This is a genomic window from Sphingomonas sp. LH128, from assembly GCF_000293195.2.
GTDB lineage: Bacteria > Pseudomonadota > Alphaproteobacteria > Sphingomonadales > Sphingomonadaceae > Novosphingobium > Novosphingobium resinovorum_A.
On the sequence record NZ_ALVC01000177.1, the window covers coordinates 19,738 to 45,766 of the forward strand.

At 64.8% G+C, this 26,029-nt stretch carries 17 protein-coding genes; all 17 read right to left on the reverse strand.

The window, feature by feature from the left end; translation table 11 throughout:
• Nucleotides 1-139: 139 nt before the first annotated feature.
• Nucleotides 140-1,960, reverse strand: a complete 1,821-nt coding sequence (locus LH128_RS15100) for a ParB/RepB/Spo0J family partition protein (protein WP_008830518.1) — start codon at nt 1,958-1,960, stop codon at nt 140-142.
• A 96-nt stretch (nt 1,961-2,056) separates the two neighbouring features.
• The gene (locus tag LH128_RS15105; RefSeq protein WP_008830519.1) at nt 2,057-2,497 is read right to left on the reverse strand and encodes a DUF2958 domain-containing protein; all 441 of its coding nucleotides are present in this window, start codon (nt 2,495-2,497) and stop codon (nt 2,057-2,059) included.
• The gene (locus LH128_RS15110; protein WP_008830520.1) at nt 2,494-3,444 is read right to left on the reverse strand and encodes an ArdC family protein; all 951 of its coding nucleotides are present in this window, start codon (nt 3,442-3,444) and stop codon (nt 2,494-2,496) included. Before LH128_RS15110 ends, LH128_RS15105 begins: the two co-directional genes overlap by 4 nt.
• Nucleotides 3,445-3,853: 409 nt before the next feature.
• A complete protein-coding gene (locus LH128_RS31420) occupies nt 3,854-4,654 on the reverse strand; it encodes a DUF2285 domain-containing protein (protein ID WP_172705061.1) in 801 nt (266 codons plus the stop codon).
• 267 nt (nt 4,655-4,921) lie between these two features.
• Nucleotides 4,922-5,197, reverse strand: a complete 276-nt coding sequence (locus LH128_RS15120) for an HU family DNA-binding protein (protein ID WP_008830522.1) — start codon at nt 5,195-5,197, stop codon at nt 4,922-4,924.
• A gap of 112 nt (nt 5,198-5,309) precedes the next feature.
• Entirely contained in the window at nt 5,310-5,939 is a 630-nt protein-coding gene (locus tag LH128_RS15125) for a hypothetical protein (protein ID WP_202196481.1), read from the reverse strand.
• A gap of 89 nt (nt 5,940-6,028) precedes the next feature.
• Nucleotides 6,029-6,211, reverse strand: a complete 183-nt coding sequence (locus LH128_RS15130; RefSeq protein ID WP_008830524.1) for a hypothetical protein — start codon at nt 6,209-6,211, stop codon at nt 6,029-6,031.
• 15 nt (nt 6,212-6,226) lie between these two features.
• Nucleotides 6,227-6,883, reverse strand: coding sequence for an OmpH family outer membrane protein (locus LH128_RS15135; protein ID WP_008830525.1), 657 nt, complete (start codon nt 6,881-6,883; stop codon nt 6,227-6,229).
• A 3-nt stretch (nt 6,884-6,886) separates the two neighbouring features.
• Entirely contained in the window at nt 6,887-7,771 is an 885-nt protein-coding gene (locus LH128_RS15140) for a SapC family protein (RefSeq protein WP_008830526.1), read from the reverse strand.
• A 91-nt stretch (nt 7,772-7,862) separates the two neighbouring features.
• The gene (locus LH128_RS15145) at nt 7,863-20,066 is read right to left on the reverse strand and encodes a filamentous haemagglutinin family protein (RefSeq protein WP_008830527.1); all 12,204 of its coding nucleotides are present in this window, start codon (nt 20,064-20,066) and stop codon (nt 7,863-7,865) included.
• A complete protein-coding gene (locus LH128_RS33450) occupies nt 20,063-20,203 on the reverse strand; it encodes a hypothetical protein (RefSeq protein ID WP_172705062.1) in 141 nt (46 codons plus the stop codon). The genes LH128_RS15145 and LH128_RS33450 overlap by 4 nt, the downstream gene beginning before the upstream one ends.
• 2 nt (nt 20,204-20,205) lie before the next feature.
• Nucleotides 20,206-20,592: a hypothetical protein gene (locus LH128_RS33455; protein ID WP_172705063.1), complete on the reverse strand. Its 387-nt coding sequence runs from the start codon at nt 20,590-20,592 to the stop codon at nt 20,206-20,208.
• Between the two features lie 324 nt (nt 20,593-20,916).
• Complete coding sequence (locus LH128_RS15155; protein WP_037519591.1) at nt 20,917-22,731, reverse strand: putative porin; 1,815 nt, start codon at nt 22,729-22,731, stop codon at nt 20,917-20,919.
• Nucleotides 22,732-22,780: 49 nt separating this feature from the next.
• Nucleotides 22,781-23,473: a hypothetical protein gene (locus tag LH128_RS31425; RefSeq protein WP_008830530.1), complete on the reverse strand. Its 693-nt coding sequence runs from the start codon at nt 23,471-23,473 to the stop codon at nt 22,781-22,783.
• Complete coding sequence (locus LH128_RS33460) at nt 23,473-23,823, reverse strand: hypothetical protein (protein ID WP_172705064.1); 351 nt, start codon at nt 23,821-23,823, stop codon at nt 23,473-23,475. Before LH128_RS33460 ends, LH128_RS31425 begins: the two co-directional genes overlap by 1 nt.
• A 14-nt stretch (nt 23,824-23,837) precedes the next feature.
• Nucleotides 23,838-24,269, reverse strand: a complete 432-nt coding sequence (locus tag LH128_RS15165; RefSeq protein ID WP_008830531.1) for an ExbD/TolR family protein — start codon at nt 24,267-24,269, stop codon at nt 23,838-23,840.
• 23 nt (nt 24,270-24,292) lie between these two features.
• The gene (locus LH128_RS15170; protein WP_008830532.1) at nt 24,293-26,026 is read right to left on the reverse strand and encodes a DUF2341 domain-containing protein; all 1,734 of its coding nucleotides are present in this window, start codon (nt 26,024-26,026) and stop codon (nt 24,293-24,295) included.
• Nucleotides 26,027-26,029: the final 3 nt, after the last annotated feature.

The window sequence follows — 26,029 nt, forward strand, 5'->3', positions numbered from 1 at the left end:
TGCGGGGACGGCCCCTGAATTTCAACTATAGCGGATGAGCGCAACAGAAAAACGCCGCCCGCGCAGTCCCGAAGGGCGCGCGGGCGGCGACGATTTTTTCAGGCGATGAAGGGGCGGCAGGGCCGCCCCTTCGGGTTCGTCACGCCGCGATGGCGTAGGGTTCGGGTCGCGCGGCGGGATCGGGCGGCGCGATCTCCACCGGCTGCGGTGGCGGCACTTTCCTGAAATCCCGCTCGATCTGCTTCCATTTCGCCAGCGTCGGAAACGGGCGCGCGGTATAGCTCGTAGCGGGGAAACGGAGCCATTTGGGCGTCCACCCTTCCACCTTGGGCCGCTGGCTCGCACCCGCAAGATGGTCGCGGATGATGGCTTTCTGCGTCTTGACCTTCTCGGTGAGATTGCCGTCCGCGACTTTCTTGCCCGCCACCTCGCGAAGCATGGCACTAGCCACCTGCCGGTCGCGGATCAGGTCGAACAGCACATCGTCGGGGGTCCAGAGGGTCGCCATATCCACCTTGAGATAGCTGCCCACGGCCTCGACCACGGCGCTGCCCGCCTCCATCGTTTCGCCCATGACGATGGAGATGACGGCGAGGACATCGGCGTCGGCAAGCGCCAGCAGCCGCGCGAACACCGCCGCCGTTCCCTCACTCTTGCCGTTGCCGCCCGCGACGGTCGGTTCCTCGGGCGAGAAGTCCAGCAGCTTGAGAACCGCGCGGCGCTTCTCGTCGAAGCGGGCCTCTGCCGCGCTCGCCTCGACGCTTTCGGTGATCGCCTCGTTGCGGCAAAAGGGCTTCTCAACCTTGACCGACCATAGCGGCGAGCCGGTGATGGCATGGGCCGCCATCAAGCGCAGCGCGACCGAGGGATGGTCGGCCAGCCCGGCGCGCGCGGCGGCGTGGCGGTGCAGGTCGATATAGGTCTGCAAGGGTCCGGTGGTTTCCGGGCGGGCGTTTTGCGCCGCCTGCCGGTCGGCCTCGGTGGTCGCCCCCTTCGCTTCCGCGCTACGCGCCTTGCGGGCGTCCTTGCCCGACAGCCAGCCCTCATGGACTTCCACCTCGCCATTGTGGCGCACGGAAATATAGACCTTGCCGCCCTTGGCCTTGGGGGTCTTTTCATGCTCGTAGCTGTAGAAATAGCTGCCGGGTTCCATGATCTCGACATCGGCCCATCCGTCCGCGAGATAGGCGTCCCGCTTCGCCGCAAGCGCCTCGTTCTGCGCGGTCCAGAAGCTGTCCGCGTCAGCGAAAAACCCGTCCTGTTCGAACAGGTCGCCGACGATCTTGCCGCCATAGTCGCCAAGCGGGAAGATCGCCGCCTTGACCGAAATGGACTCGCCGCCCAGCAGCCATGCTTTCAGCCGGTCGCCGGTCGGCGCGCGCTGCTCGGGATCGTCCAGCAGCGCCAGCCAGTCCTTTTGCTGCGCCTTGCTGGCGAGGGTCAGATGACGGATGGTCGCGGTGTTGATCTCGCCCTTGCGGTAGAGTCCCCGGATACGCGGCAGCAGATTGCCGAGCGCGAGGACGCGGCGGACATGGAGGTCGGTGAGGCCGAAGGTCTGGCCGATCTGTTCGACCGTGCGCCCTTCCTTCTGGATCAGCCGGGTCAGCGTCTCCCATTGCGATACCTCGTCGGGATCGAGGCGCTGGATATTCTCGATCAGCGAGGCTTCGAGCGCGGCGGCGTCATCGCCTTCCTCAAGGATCGCGCAAGGCAGCGGGCCGTGGTCGATCCCTTCGGACAGGGCGATGCTATTGGCGTGGGTGCGGCGGCGTCCGGCGACGATGCCAAACATGCCGGGCTGGCCTTCAAGCTCGCCGGGGCGCACGACCAGCGGCACGATGACGCCGCGTTCGCGGATCGACGGGAGAATGTCGGACACGTCCGGGTTCTTCTCGGCGTGACGCATGTTGGTCTTGCTGACGAACAACTTGCCAGCATCGATATTTGCGAGTTTCATGTGGTTCACTCCTGCTTGGGGTGGACCGGCTTCATCCGTCGATCTTGCAAGGGTTGCGGATGGAGCCGGGAATTGCGCGGGAAAGAGCCGCGCGGCTCATCCGTGCGGATTGCGCGGAATCTCGGGATTGCGGGGTGTGCGAAGCTGACGCGCTCGCGCCACGGTCGAAAGCAAGGCTTCGGCCTCGGTGATGCGGCCCGCGATCCGCGCGGCCTCGGCATAGGCCGACAGCGGAAAACGCGCCGTGAAATAGAGGTCGCGCTCGATGCCAAGCCCACCGGGTAGGCGGACGGCCTCGATCTCGGCTAAATCGAAATAGCCCAGTTCCGGGCTTCCGAACCCAAGGTCGGCCAGGCCGAACAAGGTCCGATCATCGTCATCCAGTTCGGTCGCCAGCCATGTCGCCGCGCCACAGGGATTGAACAGCTTCACCACCGGAAACGGGTCGGGTTCGCGTCTGCCCTCTGCCTGCGCGGCGTGGGTGGCGATGGCGTTGGCGCGCAAGACGGCGCGCAGTTCGGGGGTCAGGAGGATCATGCCGCGATCTTCCGTTCCTGATCCTCGCCAAAGGCGAGGATATAGTCCGCCGCCTTGCTCGCCTGACTGGCGGCGCGGAAGATGGCGCGATTATCCTCGCGCAAAACCTCCAGCCACGATCCGAGATAATCGGAATGGCGGACGGTCGGGACGATGCCCAAGGCGGCGCAGATGAAGGCGGCGCTGATTTCCGCGCACAATTCCTCGCGCGCATAGGGCTTCGATCCGAAGCGGCCCGACAGGTCGCGGTTCAGCCGGTGCTTCGCGCCCGAATGATGGGAGAGTTCGTGGAAGACGGTGCGGTAATAGTTGATCTGGTCGCGGAAGGCGGGCTGCGGCGGCACCTGAATATAATCGGGACCGGGGGCATAGAAGGCCTTATCCCCGCCGATGCGGATATCCGCGCCGGTCGCCGCGATCAGGGCTTCGGCATGGGGGATGATCTCGCGTTCGGGAAGCGGCGCGGGATCGCTCGCCAGCCCTTCGCGCAAGCCCTCGCACTGCGCGACGTTGAACACGGTGAAGCGTTTGAGGAACGGCACCGCCTTGGCGTCCTCGCCGCTGGTGGCGGCGCGGGCCTTCTCGGCTTCGGGAATGAAGCGGTCGGCATAGACGACGGTGGTGCCGCGCTCGCCCTTGCGGACGTTGCCGCCCGCTTCCAATGCCTGTTTGAAGGTGAGCCAATGCTGCGAGGGGTGGCCGCCCTCGATGGCCGCGCCCCATAGCAACAGCACATTCACGCCGGAATAACGCCGCCCGGTCAGCGCATTGCACGGCAGATCGGGTCCGCGCGCCGCGCTCGCATCCCACGGCTGCACCCAAGGGAAGCGGCCCGCTTCCAGTTCGGAAATGATCTTGCACGTCACCTCGTCATAGAGATTGACGCGGGGGTTCGCCTCCCTATCGCCAACCTCCCCGCGCGCGCGGCGCTTGCCGGAAATACCCATAGCTAGCCTCCTTCACTGGCCCAAAACCGACCGCAAACCCGCCGGGCGTGGGGGGTGGGCGGCAGGAGCGACCAGAGAGGCCCGCATGAAGCGGCGGGCGGCACCCGAAGGGGCGCAACGCAGTGGAGCAGCCGGAAGCGCAGCGGACGGCTTGCCGCCCGGCGCGGCGGGCCTAGCAGGGCGCGCCGACCACCCTCCGCGCCCAAGGGGATGCCAACAAAGCAACGCCGGGGCGCGGAACGCGCGCCCGGCCACATCCGGGAGCAAGGCTCCCGGCCTGCGTCATGCGATCGTGACCGCCAGGCCGGGACAGCGAAGCTGGCCCGGTGGAGCTTGGCGACGAAGGAGCCTAGCGCAATAGAGCGCGGTCGTCCGCGCCAGCGGGCGAGACGCCCGGTCCGTGCCGCACCTAGCGCAGCAGATGCTTCCACCCGCCGCCCACCAGCATATCGGCGGTCCTGAGCAGCCTTTTCACATGGGTGCGCAGATAGTCGGACGCGCCGAGCCAGTCGCGCCGCACGAGCCGTTCGCCATGGATGACGGCGGCGATGTCGCGGTGGCTCGCGCCGGCCTGACGGCCATCCCATGCCTGCAAGGCCAGAGCCCAGCGCCGCGCCCGCCGTTCCGGCGGAAACAGCGTCGCGGGAAAGCGCCCGAGGCGGCACAAGGCGGTCAGACGGCGCAGGGTCAGCAGCTTGGCCTCCACGTCGATGCCGTCCGGAACATGATAGACGAGCCGCACCGGCCCGGCGAGCAAGGTGCCCGAGCGAACAGCGATGCGGATGCAGCGGGGACCCTCGGCGATCAGCAGATGCTCGCCGCCGCGATGGCGCAGCACCACGGCGGGATGGCGCAAGGCGTGCAGATGGAAACCGTCGCCGGTGCCGTGCGGCGCGGGAACGGCATCGACGGCGAGGACCGGGGCATGCTGGTCTCCGCACCAGAAGACATGTCCGGCGAAACCGGCGACGTCGTCGAGCACAGCGAGCGGCAGCAGCGGGCCGAACCGCCGTCGTTTGACGCTCAGCACATAGAGCGGCGGCATGGCGCGCCGCATGGTCCAGCTGGTGCGGCGGAGCATGACGGGTTCGCGGCCGAGCGAACGGCGCAGCCATTCCCAAGCCCAGGTCGCCCGGTCGTAGCCCAGCAGGCGGTCGTAGCGCGCGCGGTCGCGCCATGCGGATGCGGCATCCGCCCGGATGATCGTCATGATCGTCTCCATTGTGGGCCGCTCCGGCGCTATCGCTCGAAGGGCGGCGCGGCGGGTCCGGGCGAAGCGGCACGAGGGGCCGGCAGAAGGACGCACGCCTGACTGTGCGCCGGTATAGACGATCAGCGCGAGGGCCGCTGTCGGATCTCGGGGGCGATTGTCAAAATCGCGCGGCAATCATCTGCCGACGCCCCTGAACGCCGGCCCATGATAGAAGAATCGCAAGGATAGACGAGGACCGCCGGCAGCGCCGGCGGTCAGCCAACATCAGCCGTTGACCTTGTCCTTCAGGGCCTTGGCGGGCTTGAACGCGATCTTGGTGGATGCCTTGATGGTCATCGACTCACCGGTGCTCGGATTGCGGCCATCGCGGGCCGGGCTCTTCTTCGTCGCGAACTTGCCGAAGCCAGCAATAGCCACCTCGTCGCCCCTAGCGGCGGCGTCGCCGATCGCGCCGAACAGGAAGTCGACGGCCTTCTTCGCATCCGCTTTGGTCAGGCCCTGCGCGGCGGCGAGGGCGTCAACAAGATCATTTCCAGTCATGCTTTACTCTTTACAGTGAGGGTTGAGGATTGTCGGCCATAGACCGCCGCCGCCGTCATTGCACCGTGGCATCAGCCGCCGGCCAGCGGCTTCGTGGCGGGGTCTCGCCGATCTAGTGGTGGGTGTGCGGGCGCGAACCGGGCTGGCCCTCGAGGTTGAGGCGATTGACGCCGCCGCGTTCGGGAAGTCCGAGCGGATCGGTCACCGGGCGGTCCTGACCCGGCGGCGGCTGAAGCCGCCGATTGGCGTCATCGAGCGCTGGAGAACCATCCCTTGCCGCAGGCGGTGCGGGCGGAAGCTCGATCAAGACCCGCAAGGGGAGCAGCATGTCTTTGGGAGGACGGCTCGGCATGGACTCTCCGACGAGGAGCGCGTTGAGATCGGCATTGGCCTGCGCATCCGCGAACGGAGCGTGATCGATCCGCGAAACCGTGCCGTCGGCATCGATCCAGATCTTCAGGACAAAGGGCCGGGTCGGCTGATCCAAGGCTGGTCGGGTCGCATCGAGAGAGGCGCGCAGCCGCGCCGCCGTTTCCGTGCCGGCTTCGAGCTGCCGCGTCACCGCCACGGTCGCGATCTCGGCATAGCGCACCCATTCGGCCGGTGCGGCGGCGGGATCGACGGACGTGGAGGATGGCTTTTCAGCCTGAGCGGGCGCGGCGGCGGCTAGGCCGGCACCGGCCAGGGTCGCCGTCCAGCGCGCGATGCGACCGAAGAAGGACAGAGAGGGTTTGCGTGTCATCAGGATCATCCGAGAAGAAAAGAACAGGCCATCAGCCGATCCGGCCAGACCGCGAACCACAAGCGAGACATCGGGTCATCGGCATGATCTCATACCATCTGCCGCATCGTCATCACCGGCCCGGCCGTCGGCATGGCGATCCCGGCCAGATGGGTATCGACGATGCGGACAGCCTCGGCGTGAATGACCCCGATATAAAGAAGCGCAAACATCGCGGTCAGCGCCACACCGACGATGAACCCCGCCAGCAGCAGCAAGGCGATCGTCAGCATGGTGCTTCTCCCGTTTTAGCGTTGCGTGGACGCAGCGGGCTGCTGGGCCGCCTGCTGGACCGGCAGCCGCTCGCGCTCGAAGCTGATGGTCTGGATGCGCCCGTCGAGCGCGCGCACGACATCGGCGGTCAGATCGTTCGCGAAATTGCCGCCGAGCGCCGCGCCGCGGTCGAACAGCAGACCGCATTTCTTCTGCCCATAGACCTGCGCGATCATCGGCTGGGCCTCGTTGGCGATGCGCTCGAGCGCCTTGGCGCGGGTGGCCTCGATCTCGCGACTGGTATGGACGGCCTTCTGCTGGAGCGCCTGCCAACGCACAGCAAGGGCCTCGCGCTTCTGCTTGTTGACGGCATTCTCAGGCTGGCCTTCGAGCGCCTTCACCTCATTCTCGAGCGGGGTGCGCTGGCCATCGACCTCGGACTGCGCCGCGCGGGTGAGTTCGGCAAGCCGCGCCGACGCAGCCTTGCCGACCGCGGCATTGGCGAAGATCGCTTCACGCGACAGCAGGCAGACGCCGGGCACGACGGGACCGCCGAGCGGCTGGGACGCCGGCTGGCTCTGGGGCTGCGCGGCCGGTGCCGGGGCGCCGCCGATCACCTGCGCGGAGGCGGTGGCGACGCAGCCGATGCCGGCGAGGGGGAAGGCGGAAAAGAGGAAACGGGTGGCTGTCATGGGTCAGGCTTTCCTGGATTTGGCTGGCGCTGTGGATTCGGCGGCACTGTCTGCGGAGAGGTCTGCGGTCGCCGCCGCCGCGGCTGGATCGCTCGAAGCATCCGTGGGTGACGTTTGCATGACGGGCGCATCACCGGCGATGAGGCGCGCCTGGCGGCCCAGGAGCGTGTTGAACCGCTCCAGCGAGGCTAGGTGATGATGGACGAGGCCGAGAACGCCCTGGCGGTGCCAGGCAAGGACCGTCGCATTGTCGAGAGCCGCGAATTTCTCGGTATCGACGATCTGGAAGCCGTCGAGGCCGAGCTTGCGCCCGTCCGGCAGGGTGGCGTCGGCCCGACGGTCGATCAGCAGGCCCTTCTCCCTGAGCGCCGTCGCGAACAGTGCGGTCAGTTCGGCATCGCGGCCGAAGGCCACGCAGAACTCCAGCGCCTGGGCGGTAAGTTCGCTGGGCTGGCCATCGGCGAACAGCGGCGCGCCTTCGCTCCCGCCTTGCGCCACGCGGTCCGAGCCGCTGTCGATTGCGAGCTGCACGCCGCGCGGCTCGTCCGTCGCGACGAAGGCGAAGGGATAGCGCCGCACATAGGCGGGGACATAGTCCTCAGAGGTCCAGCACCCGTCCGCGACGAACAGGTTGCGCCGCTCGAGGCCGAGCACGGCGATTGGCTGCGCGCCATCGGCAGCGAAAACGATCGGATAGCTGCGCGCGGCGGCCGGGATCTCGCTGGCCACGATAGGCACGAACGGCGTCTCGCGAGCGAAGGACGCATCCCCCGCCGTGAGCCGCCAGTCGCCATGGACCTGCGAATTGAGCGGCTGCACCGCCTTGTAGAACAGAGGCAGCAGCGGCTGGTCCGCCGCCGGGGCGGCTTGGGAAACAGGATCGGTCATAATCTACTCACTCAAGATGTGTGTGTGGTCCGGGATGGCGTGGGAGACGCCATCCCGGTGGGCACGCCGCTTTTCGGCGGCGCACATTTGGTCAGGGGTTTTCGCCGAAGCCTAGGAAGCGGACATCCACGAGGCTCGGTATCTCGGTCCGGACCTGCGGCCGCGCCCGTTCGGCGAGCTGGGCCGCCTGATTGGCGACGGCGCTGACGGTAGAACTGGCCGCGGTCAGTGCCCCGGTGTTGACCGAGACTGCCGCCGGGATTCCGGTCGCCTCGCCCTGGACCTTGATGTTGGAGGCATTGAGCACCTGGAGCGCGGCAAGGTTGATGTTGCCCGATATCCGGATACCCGCTTCGCCCGCATCGATCGTGCCGAGCGGCGCGATCAGATCGATGTCGCCCGGCGCGACCTCCGGGACCGGGTTGAGCGTTGCGATGCCCGCGCCGCTCGATGGGGCGGTGGGCGCGAGTGCAACATTGCCGTAGCGATCATAGACGATCTTCGGGGGCGCATAGATGACGGTGCCGCCCGCGCCGCGCCCCGCGTTGATATCCCCCTGCGCCGACCACATCGTAATGTCACCGCCAAAGGTCGTGAAAACCCGAGAAAGACCTAGCAGCACGCTTTGTTGCGCGAAGACATCAATATTGCCGTTGCCCTGCGTCAAAAGGCCGGTGCTGGCAGGAGGGATGAAGGTGGAAGTGCCCAGCGTGACGCCGCCGCCCGGCGTTAGCAGCGTGATGTCTCCCCCGAAATCGGTGTGCACCCCGGCTGATTCCAGGAGGATTATGGAACCGGACCTGACGATCTCATTTCCATTGGCATCAAGACGAGGGAACAGCGTGTCGATCGCATTGCGACCTCGCAGATAGGAACCAAACCGAGATCCGGCGGCGTCATTATATTCACGTCCGGATTGCCGCAGTTCCTGAAAATATACCTGGTTGAGAAAGATGTGCTGCAGCTCTGGCGCCAGAGCTAGAAAATAGGGAAGCGCGCCTGCCGCATTTCCTTCGAAGCCAAAGCGCCTGCGCAGCCACGTCAGCAGTTCCTCTTCATAGCTGTGCGCCACCTTGCCGGGCTGATTCGCCAGTGAACTTCCCGCTTCGGCACGATTTTCCGGGTCCAGATAGAGCGTTGCCAATGCCTCATAGGATGGTGCTCCCGCCCCGCCGACGCCTGCCATCAGGGTGATCTGGGCACCCGGGCGCTCGTCTCCTGCTATCAGTGGTCCACGGCTGGCGAACCGAGGCAGATGATCGCCATTGTTCTTGGCGTTCAAGTAGATATTTCGTCCCGCGGAAATCTCGACCACGCCGGGTCCGTAGGCTTCCACTTCCGTGTTCAGAATGTCCCGCCCGGCCCTTATGATCGAAATGTCGTTCGCATCATTGTTGAGCAAGATCAGATCGGTAATGATGTCTCGCCCTGCCCACATCCGTACCGGCTGCGACACGGTATAGCTATTCTGGAATTCTCCGGCCTCCCCAATCGCGACCACTCCGGCCGATCCGCTGTTCAGGACGATATCGCCAGTCACCGAATAGAAATCGATGTTGTTGTCGGATCGCTGATGAAGGTTCGTGGCCGTCCCCGTCCCGAAACCAAAATAGTCGCCGATCAGCTTGTAGGTCCGGTTCCCGTTCGAGATCACATCCCAGGACGAAACGTCGTAGCTGGGGCTGAAGTACCAGATCGGATCGAACGGCGTCGCGACGTCCGCCGTATCGGCAGAGGTCATGTTCGCGCGCCCGTAGAGACCGGACCATGCCAACAGCCCGAGCGCGCCGCCGGTCGCCGGAGCGAGCAGGAGGTCGCTGCTTATCGATCCCCGGGTCGCGGCGAACGCAATCGTTCCAGGGTCGACTCCGATGCCCCCGCCAGAAAGATCGACATGCGACTGACGTATGTCGCCGCCCAGGGCGAGCAGGCGGATCGCGCTTCGGTCCGTCCAAAGGCTGAATCCGGCAGCGGCAGCCCCCGATGCGCCATCCTTCTCCGCCGCGGTCTTCATCCCATAGAGCGTGGTGGACTGCGAGAGACCAGGATTGGTGCCTGTTGCGACCACCAGATCGCCGCGCGATACGACATCGGCCGTCGCATCGCCGAGTTCAATCCTGATCGGCGTATAGCCATAGCGTTGGCCCGGTTCGGCATAGTTGGGCGCGCGCGGGTCCATCTGCGATACAGCCAGACCATAGGCGGCATCGTGAGTAAGGCCGAAAGATCCGGCGGACGCCACAATCGCGCCGCGCAGATTGGTCAGCGATCCGCCGGCGGCGCGCTGGTTCGCGTCTGTCGGATCAAAACGGGCGTTGAATCGGCCGCCTATTCTTAATGTCAGATCGCCGCCACCTGTCTGGCTCAGCGAGCCATCAGCATCGACCCGTCCGGTTGAGGCGACCGCAAGGTGCAGACCGTTCATCGCGTTAGTGGCGTCAGCCGCCAGCAATCCGGCATCGCCTTCTATGGATAGGCTGAGATTGCCGCCGCCCAGCGTACCGATGCCGGTGAAGCCCGCCACCGCAATTCCTTCGTCATAGACGGAAGAACCATAAGGCGAATATTGCCCGAAATTGATCCCCCATGCCGCGCGCTGGCCAAGAGCCTCACCTCCTTGCCGCCAAAGCCATGCTGAACTGTTGACCCTTGGATTCAAGGTGGAACTATATATGCTCTCGGGGATCATATCGATTTTTTGGGTGGCATCGCCGCGCACCGAAACCCTCAAGTCGCCGCCATTTTCCGCGAAGAACATCCGCTGCGCGTTAAACGTGGCCTCATAGGCGTAGCCATTATAGCCAAGGACGGAGGTCGGATCGAGCGCGTTTGGCGCGCGCGCGACCGACCAGGCTTCCGTCTCCGCCGACTGCGTTCCCGCCGTATAGACCCCAAACAACGTATCCTGACGATAGTCGCCGCCGGCCATGATTTCCAAAAAGCCGGTGCCTGTGCGGACCACCGAGGGCGCCTGGACCAGCGGCGAGCCGGCATAATGCAGATCGCTCATTATCACGCTGCCCCGGCCACTCAGACTGACAGCGCGCGTGTCTGCAGCCGCCAGTTCGGCGCCGCCTACCAGTCGCATCGCCCATGATGACATACCGGGATCCAGCATCGGCGCTATCGCCCACAACCGACCCTGAGTGCCATCTGCATTGATCGGGCGGGACGGGATAAACGGGGAGCTGGCATAGGCGACATTGCTACCCTTCGGGATCAGCGCGCCCGACGGCAATACCGTGTCGATATCAAGTATGACGCCATAATCGGGCAGCACATCCAGCGGCGTCCCGGCAGTCCAGGTCGTCCGGGCGGCATAGATAAAGCCGAGCGACGTGTCGAACCCCTTGGTCAAGACCGAGCCGGCAGGCAGCGTCTGGAAGGTTTCGAAGCGATACCCCGCCGGATAGAGGATATCGCCCGTTTCCGTCAGAATGTCGGCATTGATCACGGCGCCTTCACTGAACGATCCATTCAGCACGGTGATGGGTTGAGGGGCGATGCCGGGAGCCAACTGCGTGAAGTCGCCGGTGGTTATGTCGAAATTCAGCACGCTGATGTCTGCAAGGCTGATCGTCGTCGATCCCCCGGCCAGAATAACACCGGCGACCGGCATGATCAGATCATCCGTCAGCACGCCCGAGGACAGCAACTGGCCCCAATTGCTGTCGTCCGGCGTTGAAGGCGGTGGCGCGAACCCATCGGTCAGACTGCCGCGGATCGCGAGGTCGCCAGTGGCCCGCAGAAGAAGCAGGCCTGTCTCCCCCGAACCGCGCCGTGCCGGGTCCGCATCCGGCCCATATCTGTAGCCCGACAGATCGATGTCGCCGGTGACCGTCAGATCACCACCAGCAATTTCCACGCCTGGCCGCAAATGCAACGCCGCTCCCAAGGGCGCCAGTCCACCGAGGCGCGCCGAAACCCGTTCATTTCCCAAAGCCGCATCGATGAAGGCAACGCTGTCGCGATGGATAGTGTCCATATATGCTTGATTGATTTCTCCGCTTTCGGGGCGGTAGGTGCGCATCGCGTTCACTGCGACACTGGCTGCGCCGCGAACCACGGCGCCCTCGGCGGCTTGGAATGCGATATCGTCAGCACCCAAGCGGCTGACGTTAATTTCCACTTGGCCCCGCGCAATATTGTCGGCGGATCGCAGGTCCATCACCGCGCCTTCGCTCAGTGCAACGCCGCCGTCCGTAGATGATAGCTCGATATGGCCACGGTTGGTTGCGTCGATGGCTTCGCGCCGGCCATCGCGTTGCAATTCGGTGCCGTGGACATCCAGAATTGCCCGAGAGGACAGCGTCAGATCGTCACGAGCCGCGAGGCGGATAGTGCCCACCCGGCGGCCCGATGCGTCAATCCGCCCGTCAACCTTCAGCGACCCGCCATTGACCGCAATATCGACCTGACTGGCCCGGACTTCGTCGCCGATCGTCAAGTCGCCGCTGCCCAGAACGAAATTGCGCTCCCCAAAAAAGCCACCATCCGACAAGTTGCGATTGAAAGCCGCGAAATCACGCAGTCTTTCCGCCGAGAGACTGAATTTCCCGCCCGTCTTGTCACTTCCGCCAGAGCCCCGAATCGTGCCGAGCAGATCAACCAGCCCCTGTGGGGCAAGAAGCCGGATCGTTCCGGCATCGGCATCGGAAGCAGAGACGTTCATGATCGAGCCGGCCGATTGGCTGATATTGCCCGCATGGCTGAGCAGAACGATCTCCCCGCCCGGCGTCGCAACGGTCTTGTCAAAAAATCGGACTTTCTGCCCCGTCACATCAAGCGCAGCCTGGCTGCCCAGAGTGACGTTATTCTGCGCATTGACGGCAAGGCGTCCGCTGGTCAGGACAACGGGGGTATCGATCGTGACGTTGGTGGCAGACAGCCGAATTTCAGCCCCAATCGTATCGAGCGCCGCCATGCTCGCGGCAGGCGTATCGCCAGCCATGCCTACCGAGAGATCGCCGCCGGCACGAAGCGAGAGGAATGCGCCGCTTTCGGCGGTCAGCAGCGAGGTCGTGATCGAAAGATCGCCGCCCGAATAGGTGGCTGCATCGACGCCACCGCGATAAACCGACAGCGTGCCGCGGCTGTTGGCGGTCAATCGATCACGCGCGGCCAGTTCCACTCTGTCAAAGCCAAGCGCTAGCCGGTCCAGCGTCGCCTGATCCTGCTGAGGTGTATCGGCATCATAGCCAAACATTATGCTGTCGGCTTCCAGTACCAGCCGGCCCGAACCCGTACCGGCGCCGCCGGGGACCAAGGGGGCTGGTGGCGCGCTGGTCATCACGGGCAGACTCACGCCGCTGCCGGTCCGGTTGAAACCGGAACCCAGCGACTGGCCCGACCACACGAGGGTATCGACGCTGATCTGGGCGGTATCGGTCGTAGCGCCCCAACCGTAAATAGCCGGCGTAATCAGCACCAGCGACATCGGGGTGTTGTCGCGGCTTTTCAGATCGAGCGTGAAGTCCCCCGCAAAGCTGAGCGCGCCGCTGGCGTTGAGAACCAGCTTTTCCAGGCCATCCACGCCACTGGCCAGCGCCTCCAGCTTTTGCACGCTCAACTTCGCGCCACTACCCTTCCCGCTGAATGGCGAGCCATCAGCAAGGACCGTTTCATCACCAATATTGATGATGTCGTTCGCAAAGGTCAGATAGCGTGCCTTGAGTTCGGCATCGCCCAGAACCGTATCGCCCGATGTCGCGAAGCCGATCGATCCGTCCGCACGCAGTCTGGCGCCATCATCGATTCGAATCCCGCCATCGGGAGCGACCGTTGTCGACAACCCGACGTCGATCCGCCCGCCACCCACCGTCAGCACGGAAAAATCGGCGCTTCTGATGGGATAAGCGGTATCGCTGAGCGCACCGCCGATGGTGCCCGACCCATTGATGGTGGCGCCTGTTTCCAAGGCGATATTTGTCCCGACCAGCAGAACGTCGCCGGCGGTGATCGTCACGCCCTCGCGCACGACCACATCATAGGGCGCCGGCTTGAACTTGTGGCCCAGCCGGACTTCCCAACCCGCAGGCGCGCCGTCGATGAACACCTGGTTTAGATCGTAGCTGGCGCCAAGGACCAGAGTGCCGGAGCCAAGCCGCGCCACATCCGCTTGCGACAGGGAAATCATGTCGGTTGCCGCGGCTTGGTCATCGCGGCGGACTTCAATCGCTCCGCCGGTGACGAAAATCCCGCCGCTGCGCCCGCCGTCCGACCCATTCAGGCGAATGTCACCCTTGAAATCGAAGGTTGTGCCGGTGGGCAGAAGATTGAACTGGACTGTCTGCGCATCCAGTTCGACCCGAGGTTTCGGCGCGCCGAACAAATTTGCCTGCGTCGCCGCAAATGCCGCATAGCTGGTCTCGTCATAGCGAGACAGGGTGCGAACCGCATCTGCAGGTGTCAGCACGAAGCTGGTGGGCAGAGCGTCCCGCAGGCCGGCGACCGGACTCCCTAGATAGCCCTGACTGACGAACGAGCCGCTATGCTGGGCGACATTGTCGGAATCAACGGCAGACGAAGTGCCAAGTTCAATGCGGTACGCGCCCGGTAGCAAAGCGTAGATGGATGGAAGCAGGACGTAGGTTCCTGCCGGCAGGTTTCCGGTCTTCCGGGTCAACGTGATGGTCTGGCCGACACGCGGGTCGCCCGCTCCGACATCTGGCGCAATGGGCGCATATGCTGCGCTTCCGGTTGGAACAATCGCATAAATCCCATCGCCACCATTGGTGCCATAGGCCGGATTGGCGGACGACAAGGCCTGCCGCAGGATATCAACCGATCCGCCGCGACCGCTGACAAAGCCCGCGCCCAACAGTTGGCCGCCGCCTGACAGATCGATTACCGAACCGGCTTCGGCCGCGACGCTACTGTTGCCGAATATAATGCCCAGCGGTTTTATCTCGCCGTTCGGCGATGCAACCTGAACGTCGAGCGGGTCGGAGAACTCCACGACCCCACCATTATAGCGATATTCAATACCGTCGCTGACACCGCCATAGGGCATGGTCAATCCGGTGGCACTCGTTGAGGTGATGCTGCCGGCACGCAAGGTGATGGCAGTGCTTTCTGTCCCCCAGAGAACGTCGGGCACGTCACGGCCCATGAACAATATTCCGCCCAGCGGTGCACGGATGATGCCGCCTTGATCGATCCTATCGGCCGCCAGGACCATCTGCCCGAATGCCGAAAAAGGCACCGCAGGATTCGTCCCATTGCCACGGATTGTCAGCGTTTTCAGCGTCGGATCGGGATTGCGCCAATTATAGCCCAGCCGAATGACGCCTTTGGCCATTGTGGTGGGATAGATTTGGGCTGCGATCAGGTTCGTGTCGCTGCCGGTCGTCAGTTGACCGTCCGTAAAGCGGATATCCGTTCGGCTGGTAAGGGTAACATCGGCAAAGCCTGGAATGTCGAACGTCCCCGCGTCGTGGCCGACCATCACCTGACCGGAAATGTCGATCAGGTCCGCAGATATGGCAAGACGTCCGGCATTGACGGAGGAGGTAGTGTAGAGAAGCCGATCGCTATTGTTCGTCCGCAGGCCGGAAATGCGCTCGTTCTCGCCGGTGTTTGGCGGCACCCATCCATCCAGATGGGTATAGGCCGCCGACAGGTTGACCGTCGCCGGTGTCTCGGGCTGCGCGATGGACAGGATACCGCGCCGCAGGATCAGGCTTTGCGGCAGGTTCAGACGGATGTCGCCTTCAAAGGCGAAAACGTCGCGGCTCAGCAAATCGAGCGCACCAAAGCCGCCCGCCACCACCTCCTCTGCGCTGATCCGGGCGACGCCGTCGGGTAGATCGAGCCCGACGATACCCGGGGCGGCAGCCGCTGGAAAATCCGCCGCCGCGCGCGTTTGCGCGATGGTCAGAACCTTATAGCCGTAATGATCGTAATTAATGTCATTTTCCAGCACGATGTTCAGCACACCACCGGCCGCCCCATCGCCCCCGGCACGGGCGATCATCGTACCGTTGTTGAAGATGCTGCGCTGCGTACCGATCTCTATCCGGCCGCCGTCTCCTGCGAGCTCTACCGGGCGAAACGCACCTGCGGCGACATCGCCCAGGGACAGGTCCACGGTCAACGCCGCGCCGGATGCCGCCAACACCGCACCATCCTGGATCAGGATCGGAACATTGGATGCGCGCACCAGATCGCGACGATCGACCCTGGCATAATTTTCGACGCCTAGCTGAATCGAGCCGCCATTTTGGGCAATCCCGAACCTTCTACCCGAAAGGCTTGTGCCGGCCGCGCTTACGCCTGACACATCGAGCTGTGCTTTCGGGCCGATCCAGATCGATGCACCGGCTGGAATGGCGATCGGCTCTGCCTTTACCGGCACCAAAGGATCGCGATAGCGAATGACATCGTCGGAAAATTGCGGATCGAGCACCGCTTCGGTGACCGCCGTTATGGTTCCGCCACGGGCGACCAAATCGCCCTCCAGCAGTTGCGCGCCCTGCGCCGCGATGCGGATTTTGCGGCCAGGGTCGACTTCTATCCGCGATCCCAAGCCAAGACGCACGTCAGCTGCGCGCAGTGACAGATCGGCGCCCGCGCGCTGGACCATGGTGCCCGAAGCGATATCGGCCTGAAAAACTGGCGGAGTCCAAAGTTGAAGGGCGTCGAGCGGATCGGCTCCGGTTTTCCATCCGCGACTGTCCTCCGTCAGGCGCAGCACCGGCACTTCGACGCGCAGGCTCGTTCCGTCAGCCAATTGCAGGCCGGCCCGGCTGCTGATCGCATAATTGGAAAAACCGCGATTCAGCAGGTCGCTGGACAAGGTAGCCGCCGGTTCAAACAGCACAGGCTGGCCGAAAACCATGCCAGCGGGAACGGTATCGCCGGCACGATAGCTATAATCGAAACCAAGTCTGCCGCCGGGTGCCACGGTAACGGGAATTGCGTTGACGAGCGGCAGCCCCTCCGGGAAAACCGACGACGGAAGCACAAGGCCGCCCAATGTCTGGTCCCCCCGCGCATTGATAATCTCATAGACAGTCGCGCCTGCAGGAACAGTGCTGCCGCCATAGAAGCTGCCCCGATCGGTGTTGACGGCCAGCCCGTCCGTCACCGCCCAGTCCCCCGTGGTCACGATGGCGAATGTTGTCGGAACGGTGCCCGCGGGGAGCGGAATGTCGAGCGGGGTCGTCTTCACCGAAAGAGTGATACCGTTCGGTAGAACGACATCGCCTTTCAGAACGGCATCTTCCGAAAGGATCAGGGCGGTGGGTGCCTGTGTCCCGGCGGGCAGCACGCCTGTTGCCAAGCCGGCCAACCTGTCATTGGAACCGAAGATCGTCGTGACTGGCGAATGCAGGGTAAGCTTGCCGCCGCCTTCGACGCCCCACGCCCTGATTTCGCCGTCCATGGTCAGCCGGGTGCCTGATGGATTGGGGGCCGTGCTGACGACGGCGCCCGGGTTGGCGCCGTCGAGCGCTCCTGCGATCAGCGTTACGTCGCCGCCGCGCCCCCCGACCAGCTCCGCCGACTGGCTGAGCGTCGCACCCGAGGTCACGTCGACCAGGCTTCCCGCATCGAGCCTGACCGACCCCCGGACCATCCGAACCGAAAGCGTGCCGCCATCGATATGCGCTAGGCTATAGCGCCCGTCGTTCTGGTTCGTCCAAATGCCGCGCAAATCCATGGTCGCGCCATCATGCAGACGAAATATGCCTGTTTCTTCACCCGCCAACACGATGCCGGAATCGGTGGAGGGATCTGAGCTCGAAACGCGGGCGACATTGCTGATATCGACGCTACCTCCGCGCGCGCGTATCGTGGCGCTGACGTCGATGGTGGAGGCGGCCAGCTTGATCGCGCCACCATCGGCAACCGCAAGATCGGATGTGATGGCAAACGGCCCGGAAACGGCGATATCCAGTCGCCCCAGACCAAAGCTGCTTAACCGGCCAGAATCCAGAAGCACGCTGTTCTGAAAATTGTCGGAGATGGCCTCGTCCCAGGACAACTGGCCTGTGCCCGAGACAAAGCTCCCAATCTCGGCGCGACTGTCAAGAGCGCCGGCTTGGCCAAAGGATCCCTGACGCCCGATAGTCAAACCACCGGCCTGTGCAACTTGCGCCTGTCCTAGCTTGAAGCCGTCGCGGACGTCGTCCGGTCTGGCCTCGATCTGTCGTTGCCCAGTGACGACATCTCCAAGAATCTCGCCGTCGAACAGGATCGTCGGCGCGCCCAAGATCAGACGTCCCGCATCTCGGCCAACGCTGTAGCCTTCCGACCAGCGGCGGGAGGATCGCGCACCGCCGAGCGGGTGCGACCAGACCTGGGTATATTGCTCGCCCCAACGCTCATGGCTGCGGACATAGGCGTCTCCCCAAGCGAGCATCTTCATGTAAGCGGGCGCGGTAGCGAGATCGTAGAGCTTGCCATCAGCGCCGAGCACCCGCGTCGAACGGACCCAGCCGGCCTGATAGTCGAGGCTACCGCCCGAAATGTCGAAGATTGCTCCCTTTTGTGCTACAATCTCTTTCGCGGCGAGAGTGATGGTGCCACCGATGGAGGCCCATTCGCCGATCGTGCGCGGCCTGTTGGCCAATGCCCCGCTCAGTTCCAGCAGGCCGCCCTTCGTATACCAGCGGTCGCCGTCATAGCCGCCGGTGCCATCGGGCAGCATCACAAGGTCACGAACATCCACCCATATATCCTGGCTTTTGATATTGCCATTTTCGCGATTGGGTGCGCTGTCACGCAGTTCATTGCCCTGCACGTTCACCCTGATCGAGTTGGAGGCCATGTCCATGGCGATGCCCATCACGCCCGAGACGTCTATCCTCGCGTCATTTTCGACTGTGATGCGCCCATTGTCGGCTTGTACTACCACTTGGCCGCCTTGCGCGTTGGTCTGCGAACCGCCGCTAAACAGGACCTTTCCGCCACTGACGATTTCTATACGCGACTGATCCAGCCGGTCAGAAAGCGAGCCCAGATTGTCGAACTGCCCATTGGAAAGGCCAGCGCGCAAGGCATCCATTTTCCGGGATTGCGAAATTAGACTGTCTCGCTGCCCGTCGAGCGCGGTATCCTCGCTCTCCAGTTCGGGCAGGACAATAGTGAGGCTATCCGGACCTAACTCCACCGAGCCTTCGGCATCGTCGGCCGAATTCAGCAGATGGATCGTGCCACGCTGGTTGACCGAGGTGGTAGCGAGCGCCACGCCGTCCTGGCTGATCTTGCGGCCGGTAAGCGTGACGTCGCCCTGCACCGCTTCGATCACGCCGGTGTTGGTGACAGTGCCGCTATCCGAGTCCGCGCCGATGGTGGCGCGCGCTTCGTTGCCGCGCGTGGTCGAGGACTGATTTTCCTCAGTGCCATAACCTTTGCGGATCAGGAAATCGTCGCCTGCCGCGAGCAGGGTCTGACCTCGGGGCGTGGCGATAGAGCCGGCGTTGGTGACCTCGGTGCCCAGCAGCAGCACATAGCCGCCGCCCGCGGTGACGGAGTCCGGGCTATGGGTCTTGATCTGCGCGCCGGCTTCGACCGTGATCTTGCCGCCGGCATTGGTGAAGCTGGGGAGATAGCTGCCGTCCGACAGGCTCGAGTAGATGCCGCTGTTCAGGAACTGGCTGTCGGTGATGTTGGCGGCGGCGGCGGCGAGGTTTTTGACGTTGATGGTCGATGCGCCGCCGAACAGAATGCCGTTCTGGTTGAGGATGAGCACGGTTCCCTTGGCATTGACGCTGCCGTGGATCTGGGAGGGGCTCGCGTCGCGCACGCGGTTGAGCACGACCCAGTCGGCGCTTTGCTGGTTGAACGTGAGGTCGGTTTCGCGTCCGACGTTGAAGCTGTCCCAAGTGAGGATGGCTTTGCTCTCGGTCTGGTCGATCGTGACATTGGTGCGACCGTCCTTGCCTGCGCTTTGCACCGGCCCATTGGCGCCAACCCACAGGCTCTGATCGATCTCGATCTCCGGCGCGGCCTGAAGCCCGCCCGGTCCGATGCCGTTAGGGATATTGTTGATCGCCTGCTGCGCGGCGATACGTGCTTGGACCTGTGCGTCCTGCATCTGGGTGCGGGTCTGCGCCGCGCGGCGGAACGCCTCGAGCGCGCGCTGGGTCGCGCTGTTGGTCTGGGTTTGGCGGATCGCTTCATCCTGTGCGGCGCGTGCGGCCGCTGCCGTCGGATCGGCGCCCGCGCCGCGCGCGCCTCGGCCCCATCCGCCGCCCGAACGGTCCTGCGCCTCGGCGACACCGGTGAGCAGCATGGCCGAGAGCGAAGCCCCGATCAGGAGCCGGGTGCGGATGTTGCAGTTGCTGATCATATCTTGTTCTCCGGCAGGCTGGTCGCGGTCCGGATGCCCTCGGGCATGGCCGCATCATGTTCGTGTGAAAGGTCGGTGTGATGGCCGCGCCGCTGGTCCAGCGCCGGCCTGGAACTGGAGGGTCTGAAGCTGGTCATCGTCATGGCCTTGGCGCCCGTGGCGGGCGCGTCGTGGGCCGCTCGGAATGGACCGAGTTGCCGAACGCACTGCCCATGCGCAGGCGGGTCGCGGTCTGGTTGGCGACGCCGAGTTGGGCATCGGGCGAGCCGGCCTTGGGAACCGGCGCGTCGATCCCGGCGCGGGTCTGCTCCTGTGCAATCCGCGCCGCAACCGTGAGCCTTTGGGTGGCGCAGTCGAGATGACCGGCACGATCGCCGGCAATGTCGACGATGACGCACGGGCCTTGCGGCGGCGTTCCGCCGATCGTGCGCGGCGTCGATGGCTCCGCCTTCGCCTCGACCCGCAGGGGCGGCAGTTCGAGAACCGCTGGCGGAGCCTCGGGCGCCGGAACATCCTGCGCGCGCACGGCCTGCGATCCGATGGTCAGGAACAGCCCGGCCAGGACAAGGACGCGGGCACGCGAAAAAGGGATTAACCGCGTGACCGCGTCAGGTGCCAGTGGACATATGGACCGCTGCGGGGAGTGAAGTCGCAGTGGCCCGTTTCCGGTGCTTTGCCGCCGGAACTGGGAGAAGCGCGGCGCACCATGACTCGTGACCCGGCTCCGCCCACGGAGGCATGCGGTGGACGAAGCCGGGTGCGGGCGCCCGTCTGCTCGTGCGATCGAGCGCAGCCGGGCGGTCACGAAGAGGAGCGTCGCGGTGGACATGGGATAATCCGCTCCTTCGCCTCAGAACTTGGTCATGAGGTCGATAAAGCCGCGATCGACGCTGAACGGCGCGGAAGCGATCTCTTCGGCGCTGAGCCAGCGCAGGCCGATGATCGTGTTCTTGGCGATCCCGTAATTGCCGCCGATCTGCCAGCCGCGATTGTTGGTGCCGCCAATGTGGAAGTCGCTGTCGGCGAACGCATCGAGCACCGCGTCGCTTTCGAGCCGGCGATAGGCGACATAAGCGTTCCAGTCGCCGCGCTTCGCCTGCCAGTCGCCCAGAAGGTTGAGGTTCATCACCGTGCCGACCGTCAGGCGTGCCTGCCAGCCCTGGTTGCCACCTTCATAGCGGCCGGGCTTGGAAATCACGTTCTTGGGATCGGTCGGCGTCGGATCGGGATAGAGGGTGTCCGGCCCGAGATTGTTGAGCGCGGTGCCGACCCAGCCCTGGCCGTCCTGCAAGGTGCCGCGGATCGCCTTGCCGTCCCAGCCGAGGTTGCGGACATAGTCGCCCTCGAGGCGCACGCCGAACCCGCTCGCCGTCTTATAGTCGAGCTGGCCGCGCACATGCAGGATCTCGAATTTCGAGGCATAGCCAAAATATTGCGGCTCAGGCGAGATGGTCGGGTTGATCGGATTGGGCACGATGTCCCTAAGCGGGGTCATCGTGTTGCCGAACTGCTGGAACGCCGGGCGCAGCGCGTCAGTCGAGCAGACCAGCTCATAATAATAGCAGGGGTCCGACAGCTTCCCCTGCACATTGTCGAAGTGATAATAGGCGCCGGCGAGCTTGATGCCGATGTCGCTGGTCGGCTTGAACTCGACACCCGCTTGCGCCGCGAACAGATAGCGGTCCTGGCTCTTATACGGCCGGCCGCGCGGCACGTTGTTCTCGACCTGCGCGTTCTGGCTGCCGAAGTTCAAATCGGTGTTAAAGATCGGGAACGCGCCCGCCGTGCCGAACAGGCGGAAGCTGTCATTGACCGAGGCGCTGGCCGACACCGCGACACCGTCGAAGTTCATGTCATTGTCGAAGATCAGGTCCGACGACCAGAAGGGGTTGGCGAACCGGCCGACGTCGATCGCCACGTCCTTGACCGGGGTCAGACGGATCGAGGCGCGGTCGACCCAGAGCTGGTACTTGCCGGTGCCGTCGGCGCCCAGTGTCTGATTGGTCGATACCGGGCCATTGTCGGCGCCGGTGGCCACACGGATATCGGCGCTGATCCAGTCGGTGATCTGCGCCTTGACGCCGAGACGGGCACGCAGGCGGAAGCGGTTCCGGTTCTCCAGCGTGTTGACATAGGGCGCGCCGATGAAGTCGGGGTTGAACGTGTTGACGTCGAACGGATCGCCATGGTTGAGCTTGGCGTAATCCCAGAAGATGTCGCCATTGTCCTTGTCGTAGCGGCGCATCTCGCCGCGCACACGCACATCGCCATAAAGCTGGATGCGGCGGGTCCATTCGGGCGTCTCGCCCGGTTTCGACCAGCCCTCGGCCTGCGCCTGACTGCCAAGCTCGGCACGAACCTGCTGTGCGATCTGTTCGCGCACCACCGGCGACACATAGGTCACGGTCTGGGTGCCGTCGGCGGCGACGCCAGCCTGCGGGATCGGGGCGCGCGCCGGGGCCGGTTCGACCACTTCGGCTTGCGCCACGATCGTGTTGGCATCGTCCTGCGTGATCACGCCCTTGGCGACGAGCAGCTGGAGGATCTTCTCGCCGTCGACGCGGCGCTCCTGCGCGAGCGCCGGCGAGGCAAGCAGTGTGGCGCCGGCGGCGCACGCCATCAGCGCGGCGCGCTTCGTGCGCTTGTTGGTTGTGATACTGGTCATGATAATCCCCTTCGGAAGGCTGGTGTTCGAATGTCGGGCGGTCATGCGATCAGCCTCCCGAACGGGTGGAAAGGTCGATCCGCATCACCGGCAGGCCGGCCGGCGGCGCCTGGCACGAGGCCCCGGCGAGCAGCTCGCGGATCTGGGCGGCGCGGCGTTCGTCGACGCCCGAGACACGGACATTGGCGAACCGGCCGTCGGGCGACATCGTCACGGTGAGCGTTGCGTTATAGCGTCCGCGCGACAGCTCGCGGTCGCGCTGCGCCGCAGCCCGGATGCAGCCGAGCGCGACATTGGCATAGGCGCGGAACGCATCGCCGGTGCCGCCGCCCGGACGTCCGCCGATCCGCGTGCCGCCGCCATTGCCCACGGCGAGGCCATAGCTGCTGGGGCCGGCGCCCTCACGCGCGGTGAGCGCGCTGTCGCCGGGCGCCGGATCGTTGTTCGCCTGTGGCGGTGGTGGGGTATCCTGCGGCTGCTCGATCGGCGGGGCGATGGTCGGCTCGGGCGGCTGTTCGACTACCTCCGGCTTGGGCGGCGGTGGTGGAGGTGGCGGCGGCGGCAGGATCACCGCTGTCGTCTTAATCTCGTTCGGGCGGTCGGAGACCGACTGCCAGCTGAGCATGTTCCAGGCGACCCCGATCACTAGGCCGACTCCGACCACCATCAGCACACGGCCGAAGGTGACGGGTGATTTCCTGCGGCGCGGTCCCTCGGGCACCATGAAGGATGCGGCCGCCATCACAGCGCCCCCATCGATGCACAGCGCTCATGCTTGAGGCCATCGATGAACAGACGCGCGCCGGTCCAGTCGGAATTCCAGCCGAACAGGTTGAGACCGAGACGAGCCGCCTCCAGCATCATGTCGAGTCCGCTTGATCGGATGTGGTGCCCACCGCGACCGGTAGGGCACGCGCCGACCCGAGCAGGACCATGATCGTCGCGATCAGTAGCAGGAGGAGCACCAGCAGGAGCCAGCCCCGTCCGCTGCGCCGCCACCAGGGCTTGCGGAAGCTGTGCCGTGACGGGCGCAAGGCTGGACGTCGATCGGCAAATCGGCTTCGCCAACGGGGCCAGGAGAACATCGATCATCGTCCCCTCCCGGTTCACTGACTGCCGCCGGGCGCCGAAGCGGGCGGGCGGGTGGACGCCATGCCCAGCGAGGGGACGCCGACCTTGGAACAGAGGTCGAGGACCTGCATGACCTTGTCGTACTGGACCGCCCGGTCACCGCGCAGGATGACCGCGAGGTCGGGTGTGGCGGCGATCGATGAGCGCAGCTGGCTCTCCAGCTCGCTCATCGACACCGGGATCGCGTCGATCGATACCGTGCCGTCGTTGCTGACCGCGATGACCCGGCTCTTTTGCGCCTCCAGCGTCTTGGCCGAGGAGGCGGACGGCAGGTCCACCTTGATCCCCTGCACCGCCGCCGTCGTCATCAGGATGAAGATGATCAGCAGCACCAGCACCACGTCGACGAACGGGGTGATGTTGATCTCGTTATACGGCTTCTTCGGACCGCCTACCTGGATACCCATGGCCTGATCTCCTTATCTCGGGGTCAGGCCGCTTGCGCCGCGGCAGGAACATCCTGCCACGTCTCGGCGATGCGCTTCTCCAGCTCGTCCACGAAGATATCGTGGTCGGCGGTGATCTCCTCGATGCGGCTGAGCAGATAATTGTAGCCGAACAGCGCCGGGATCGCGGCCGCAAGGCCAGCGACCGTCGCGAGGAGCGCGGCGGCGATGCCCGGCGCAATGGCGTTGATGTTCACTTCGCCAGCAGCAGCGACCGAGGCGAACGTGATCATCACGCCGAGCACCGTGCCGAGCAGGCCGATGAACGGTCCGCCCGAGATGGCGATGGTCAAGAGCACCAGCCGCGCGTTGAGCTTCTGGCCCTCGCGGACGCGCCCTGCGTCGAGCGCCGAGCGGATCGCCGCGATCGACTGGGCGCGGATCGCGAAGCGGCTGCCGGTGGCCCGGCCTTCCTTGAGGCGTTCGGTCAGTTCCCTGCGGCCGATATTGTAGAGACGGCCAAGCGTGGAGTCCGCCGCCGTGGCGCCCGGATCGAAGGCGGGCAGCCCATCATGGTCGCCGGCACGGCGTGCCTGGGCATTGTAGGCGTCGAGGAACGCCTCGTTCGCCGAGCGCACCTTGCCTATCAGCAGGCCCTTGGTGATCATGATCGCGATGGCGACCAGCAGCATGAACGCGCAGATCAGGATCACCACCCAGGCATCGAACGTCAGCGCCTTGAACAGCACCCCGAAATGGCCGCTGCCGCCGGTCTCGACCTGCTGCGCGGTATCGGCAACGACTAGCTTCGACGTCTGGCCTTCGCTGCCGGCAGCAAGCTGGAATGCGCTCTGAGGAAGCGCGGAGCCCGCGACGCGCAGTTCATCCAGTTCGCCCGCAAAGCCCTGACCGAGGACGGGAGCACCGCTGCCGGCCGCCAGCGCCCCGGTCACTTCACCGGCAGGCTGGCCATTGATGTAGAGCACGGACTTGCTGCCGTCGTTGACCAGCGCGACATTGGCCCAGGCGTCGGCGCCGAGCGCGGCACCGGCCGAGCGGTTGCCGCCCTGATCGATGAACAGCTGGCCGCCCTGCGCAACGAGGCTGACGCTGCCGGGCAGCGCGAAGATCGTGCCGTCGCCCTTGGGCTTGACCCAGAAGCTGATGCTGAGCGGCCCGTTGGCGAACGCGGACGCGGGCAGCGTGACCGGCGTGGTCCCGTCGAGAACGAGACTGCTACCGATCAGACCCGCAGCGTTGCGACCCGCGGATCCTGCGGCGTTGTTGCCGTTCGACGTGGCGTCCTTCGCCGCGCCTTCGTCGTTGAAGTGATAGACCAGACGGTAGTCAGGACCGAAGGTGCCCGCGACATCCTGCGCGGCGGCGGCCTTCTGATTGCCGTAATAGGCATAGATCGCCGAGGCCTGGCCGGGTGCAAGCCCCTGGACATCGACCCAGATCAGCGCCTGCTCTTCCTTCGGCGCCCACTTCTCGATGTGGAACTTGAGCGGGGTCCGGTCATCGCCCGCGACGAACCGCAGGTCGGAGCCATCGGCTTTCACATCCTTGAAGCTGAAATTGCCGCTGTGCAGACGGATCAGCACCGGCGCGCGGGCAACCTCGCCGGTCACGCCAGCGGCCTGCGTATTGAGGTTGATCTTGGTGCGGTAGCTGTAGTCCGCCTCCCACCAGGCATGAGCGGGCGTGGCGGCGGTCAGCGCGGCGATAGCGATACCACCCGCGACCGCACCCTTTTTGAGACGTGCAAAGACTGACATGAT

Excerpts from the sequence above, each read along its gene's own strand:
- LH128_RS15165 (WP_008830531.1), bottom strand. The coding sequence starts at position 24,269 with ATGGGTATCCAGGTAGGCGGTCCGAAGAAGCCGTATAACGAGATCAAC.
- LH128_RS15145 (WP_008830527.1), bottom strand. The coding sequence starts at position 20,066 with ATGATCAGCAACTGCAACATCCGCACCCGGCTCCTGATCGGGGCTTCG.
- LH128_RS31425 (WP_008830530.1), bottom strand. The coding sequence starts at position 23,473 with ATGGCGGCCGCATCCTTCATGGTGCCCGAGGGACCGCGCCGCAGGAAA.
- LH128_RS15140 (WP_008830526.1), bottom strand. The coding sequence starts at position 7,771 with ATGACCGATCCTGTTTCCCAAGCCGCCCCGGCGGCGGACCAGCCGCTG.
- LH128_RS15135 (WP_008830525.1), bottom strand. The coding sequence starts at position 6,883 with ATGACAGCCACCCGTTTCCTCTTTTCCGCCTTCCCCCTCGCCGGCATC.
- LH128_RS33460 (WP_172705064.1), bottom strand. The coding sequence starts at position 23,823 with ATGATCGATGTTCTCCTGGCCCCGTTGGCGAAGCCGATTTGCCGATCG.
- LH128_RS15170 (WP_008830532.1), bottom strand. The coding sequence starts at position 26,026 with ATGTCAGTCTTTGCACGTCTCAAAAAGGGTGCGGTCGCGGGTGGTATC.
- LH128_RS15100 (WP_008830518.1), bottom strand. The coding sequence starts at position 1,960 with ATGAAACTCGCAAATATCGATGCTGGCAAGTTGTTCGTCAGCAAGACC.
- LH128_RS15110 (WP_008830520.1), bottom strand. The coding sequence starts at position 3,444 with ATGGGTATTTCCGGCAAGCGCCGCGCGCGCGGGGAGGTTGGCGATAGG.
- LH128_RS15130 (WP_008830524.1), bottom strand. The coding sequence starts at position 6,211 with ATGCTGACGATCGCCTTGCTGCTGCTGGCGGGGTTCATCGTCGGTGTG.
- LH128_RS15105 (WP_008830519.1), bottom strand. The coding sequence starts at position 2,497 with ATGATCCTCCTGACCCCCGAACTGCGCGCCGTCTTGCGCGCCAACGCC.
- LH128_RS15120 (WP_008830522.1), bottom strand. The coding sequence starts at position 5,197 with ATGACTGGAAATGATCTTGTTGACGCCCTCGCCGCCGCGCAGGGCCTG.
- LH128_RS31420 (WP_172705061.1), bottom strand. The coding sequence starts at position 4,654 with ATGACGATCATCCGGGCGGATGCCGCATCCGCATGGCGCGACCGCGCG.
- LH128_RS33450 (WP_172705062.1), bottom strand. The coding sequence starts at position 20,203 with ATGACCAGCTTCAGACCCTCCAGTTCCAGGCCGGCGCTGGACCAGCGG.
- LH128_RS15155 (WP_037519591.1), bottom strand. The coding sequence starts at position 22,731 with ATGACCAGTATCACAACCAACAAGCGCACGAAGCGCGCCGCGCTGATG.
- LH128_RS15125 (WP_202196481.1), bottom strand. The coding sequence starts at position 5,939 with ATGACACGCAAACCCTCTCTGTCCTTCTTCGGTCGCATCGCGCGCTGG.